This window comes from Ferruginibacter sp. (genome assembly GCF_031430955.1).
In the GTDB taxonomy this organism is placed as follows: domain Bacteria; phylum Bacteroidota; class Bacteroidia; order Chitinophagales; family Chitinophagaceae; genus Ferruginibacter.
In genome coordinates, this window is record NZ_JANPCM010000148.1 from 1 (window position 1) to 4664 (window position 4664).

At 36.6% G+C, this 4664-nt stretch carries 1 protein-coding gene and 1 pseudogene; both read left to right on the top strand.

Annotated elements, in window-relative coordinates; all coding sequences use genetic code 11:
• A pseudogene (locus ACY65O_RS04025) lies at positions 1-1232 on the top strand (hypothetical protein); the annotation flags it as partial.
• A gap of 398 nt (positions 1233-1630) precedes the next feature.
• A complete protein-coding gene (locus tag ACY65O_RS04030; protein ID WP_462219562.1) occupies positions 1631-4312 on the top strand; it encodes a 4-alpha-glucanotransferase in 2682 nt (893 codons plus the stop codon).
• Positions 4313-4664: the final 352 nt, after the last annotated feature.

The window sequence follows — 4664 nt, forward strand, 5'->3', positions numbered from 1 at the left end:
ATGATGAACCAAGGCATTCAAAAACCGGCTACAGCGCAGAGATAACCAAACGAAATATTAAAGGTTCGTTTGTTGACTGGACAACAGGGTTCTCCAACTTTGCCCAATCTTTCAGCAGTGGCCAAAGAGAGGTAACTACGCTGTACACACGATTTGAAAAACCTTTGGTAACACCTTATATACCCAGTACCGGGGCTATCGAAGTTTATTTTAATCAAACTGATAATCAATATATTTCTGATTCGCTTTATAAAACTGATTTCAGGTATGGCTATTACAATATTGACGGATGGCTGGGTTACAGCTTAGACAGTAAACGTGCTATTTATGCCAACAAAGAAATACGGCTACATAAATTTGTTGCTTTAAGATCTTTTAATCTCCATTTTATAAATTCGCCTGCTAAATCTAAAGATACATTCGATTACAGGTTTACCAACTCCACCGGTATACTTGCATCAATAAATGTTTTTAAACAAAGTTTTTACAAAACCAATTTTATTTATGGTTTTGGCCGTAATGAAGATGTGCCCGAAGGGTTTTCTGCGGTATTTACCGGGGGCTATGTTGTACAAAAAAATGCCGGTTTTTTTATTAAGCAAAATATTAAAAGGCCTTATGCCGGGTTGGATTTTAATTTAGCCAATTTTAAAAAACGTGGGTTTCACAGCAATTTTACTTTTAGGGCAGGAAGTTTTTTTAACCGGAAAAGATTTGAAGATATGGACCTGTTATTTAACGTAGAACATTTTACCAGGTTAAAAAAAATGAACAGCAATTGGTACCAGCGTACTTTTATTACAACAGGTATAGCAGCACAAATAAACCCGGTTTTTAATGCCCCTTTATTTTTAAACAGCGTTTATGGGTTGCCTTATTTTAATCCTGAGAATATTAATTCTGATTTAAGGTCAACCATAAAATTAGAATCGGTGTTTTACAATTTAAAAAAAGTATTGGGTTTTAGGTTTGCGCCATTTATATTTTCCGACTTTAGTTTACTTAAACCCACTAAAGGAAATTTTGATAAGAGTGAAGGATTTGGCGCTGTTGGTGGCGGTGTACGTACCCGTAACGAAAATCTCGTGTTTGGAACAATGGAGTTAAAGGCTTATTATTTCCCCCGTACAAATGCCGATATGAATGTTTGGAAAATAGAATTGAATACAAACATCCGCTTTAAATACAACAGCACTTTTATTAAGCGCCCCGATTTTGTAATAGCCAATTAATTAACTTCAGCCATAAAAAAACACCGGCAAACCTGCAGGTGTTATAAGTATATTAAATTATAATAATTACATTAAATCTAAAGCCTTGGCAAAAAAAGTTACGTTAAAAGGTAACACCATCGAGCAATAAGAGCCAATGGGCGAAAACAGCACGAGGAAAAAACCTGCTACGGAAAGTAATAATAATATCCAGTAAAGTCCTGTGTTCTTTTTAGTTGTACTCATTGGTAATTTTTTTTTGCAAATATAGGGCAGAAGAATTTATACTGTTACATTTTAAATAAAAATATCGGTACTTTATAAACATATATTGGGTATTTATTCATTTTTTAATGTGTATTTTTTACATTTTGAAATAAAGGTTTTATATTGCCGTCCCTTAATACACGGTTTTGCTAATGACTATCCATTTTTATTTACGGTTTACCACTCATTTTGGCCAGGCAATTTTTGTAAGTGGCAATACAGATGTGCTGGGTAACGATGATTTAAGCCAGGCTTTTGCCATCGAATATCTTAATGATCAATTATGGCATGGAACTATTAAAATTGATACCGTAAAAGACATCAACACCCTTAAGTATAAATATATTTTAAAAGAAAATGGGGTAGAAGATACGGTTGAATTTGGTGATGACAGAATTGTAGCACTGGATACTATTGCTGCTGATGAGATCAATCTTATTGATACGTGGAATTACTCCGGCGAAACCGAGAATGCTTATTTTACGCAGGCCTTTCAGGATGTATTATTAAAAACACCAGCAGCCATTGCCAAAGTTGCAGCAAAGCTGCCAAAAACTTATACGCATGATTTTAGGGTAAAAGCCCCCATACTAAACGAAGATGAAGCGGTATGCATTACAGGTGCTGCTGCAGATTTAAATAACTGGAGCACCGAAAAACCGGTACTGCTTAAAAAAAATAAAACCTGGTGGAAGGTGAAATTGAATCTTGCAAAAGAAACATTTCCGCTGGCATATAAATATGGCATCTATAATATAAAAGATAAAAAATTTATTGCCTTTGAAGCAGGGAATAACAGAACCTTAAACGGCGATGCTGCAAAGAAAAAAATCACCATCAGCCACGATGGTTTTATAAACACAACTTATAAACCCTGGAAAGGCGCAGGTGTTGCTATACCGGTATTTAGTTTACGCAGTAAAAACAGTTTTGGCACAGGAGAATTTACAGATTTAAAATTACTGGTTGACTGGGCAAAAAAAACAGGATTAAAACTGATACAGGTTTTGCCGCTTAACGATACTACGGCTACACATACCTGGAAGGACTCTTATCCCTACTCCGCCATTTCTGCTTTTGCATTACACCCATTGTTTTTAAATTTAGAAAAAACAGCAGGCGTAATGTCGGCAGCAATTATAAAACCGCTTAAGAAAAAACAGCAGCAATTAAATGCACTGCCCGAGGTTGATTATGATAACGTAATAAAATTTAAACAGTCTGCAATAAAAGAAATTTATACCCATCAAAAAGATATTTTTAGAAACGATACCGCTTACTTCGATTTTTTTGAGCTGAACCGCCATTGGCTGGTACCTTATGCCGCCTTTTGTTTTTTAAGAGATAAATACAATACATCAGAATTCAGCAAGTGGAAAAGTAACAGCAGTTACGATGAAAACGCCATACAGCGTTTAGTAAGTCCATCGCAAAAACACTATGATGATATTGCGGTGCATTATTTTACACAGTATCATTTGCATTTGCAATTAAAAGAAGCCACCGCCTACGCACACAAAAATGGTATTGTGGTAAAAGGCGATATCCCCATTGGTATTTACCGTAACAGTGTAGACGCATGGATGGCACCTGAATTATATAACATGGATGCACAAGCCGGCGCACCGCCTGATGACTTTGCAGTGAAAGGACAAAACTGGGGCTTTCCTACGTACAACTGGAAGGCTATGCAGGAAGATGATTTTACCTGGTGGCGCCAGCGCTTTGAGCAAATGAGTGAATACTTTGATGCTTTTAGAATTGATCATATTTTAGGTTTCTTCCGCATCTGGAGTATTCCTTTGCATGCGGTAGAGGGTATTATGGGCAGGTTTGTTCCCGCTATTCCTGTACACATCAACGAATTTTTCGAAAGAAATATTTCTTACGACTGGTACCGCTATACCAAACCATTTATTAATGATGAGGTGCTGTTGCAATTATTTGGTGAAGAAATAAGTTATGTAAAAAATTATTTTTTAAACAACAACGAATTAAAAGAAGCATTTAATACCCAACGTAAAGTAGAAAATTATTTTGCCGAAAAAAATGACAGTGAGAACAAAATAAAATATGGCTTATTTAATTTAATAAGCAATGTAATTTTATTTGAAGAAGAAGCATCGCAGGGGCAGCAATTCCATTTCCGTATTGGTATGGAGCAAACATTATCTTTTCAAAACCTGGATATGCATTCTCAAAATGCATTAAAAGAACTGGCCGTAAATTATTTTTTCCGCAGGCAGGATGAGTTTTGGAAAAAAGAAGCCATGAATAAATTGCCCGGCTTAAAACGCAGTACCAACATGCTTATTTGCGGCGAAGATTTGGGCATGGTACCACATTGTGTGCCCGATGTAATGCAGCAGTTGGGTATTTTAAGTTTAGAAATCCAGCGCATGCCCAAGCAAAGTAATGCTGAGTTTTTTCATCCTAACGATGCACCGTACATGAGTGTGGTTACACCCAGCACCCACGATATGAGTACTATACGTGGCTGGTGGCAGGAAGACGCCGCAAAAACCCAGCGCTTTTACAACACCGTTATGGGCCGCTATGGCGAAGCACCTTATTTTTGCGAAGCATGGGTAAATAAAGAAATTGTATTGCAGCATTTTTATTCCCCTGCCATGTGGAGCATTTTTCAATTACAGGATATGTTAGGCATAAGTGAAATCTTACGCCGTGCTAACCCTGATGACGAAAGAATAAATATTCCCGGCAACCCCAACCATTATTGGCGGTACCGCATGCATTTTACACTGGAGGATTTGCTTAAAGAAGATGCGTTTAATGAAGAAGTGAGGAGTTATGTTGCGGCGAGTGGGAGATAATGAAGAATTGTTGCTGTATGCAACAAATTATTAAAGCAGGTGTTCGGAGTAGTAAAATCAGATGTTTTATACCAAGATAACTTTTACAAAAAAACTGCTTAATTTTTTTGGTTTTTTACACAGTTCGTGTTGGCGGCTGCCCGAATACCATAACGAAATTTTGTTTCTGCGATTTTATCAGTCACTTTGCTAAAAAGGCACATCGTTGTCAGATACTCGTTCTCTATTATTTCTTTCTACTTCGTGTTGATGATTTTCAATATCGTTAGAGCTAATTTTTAAATACGGCTTCCCAATAAAATCTCGTGCTAAATAACATGCTTCCAATACTTCTTCGTCGGTTAGTTTAAAC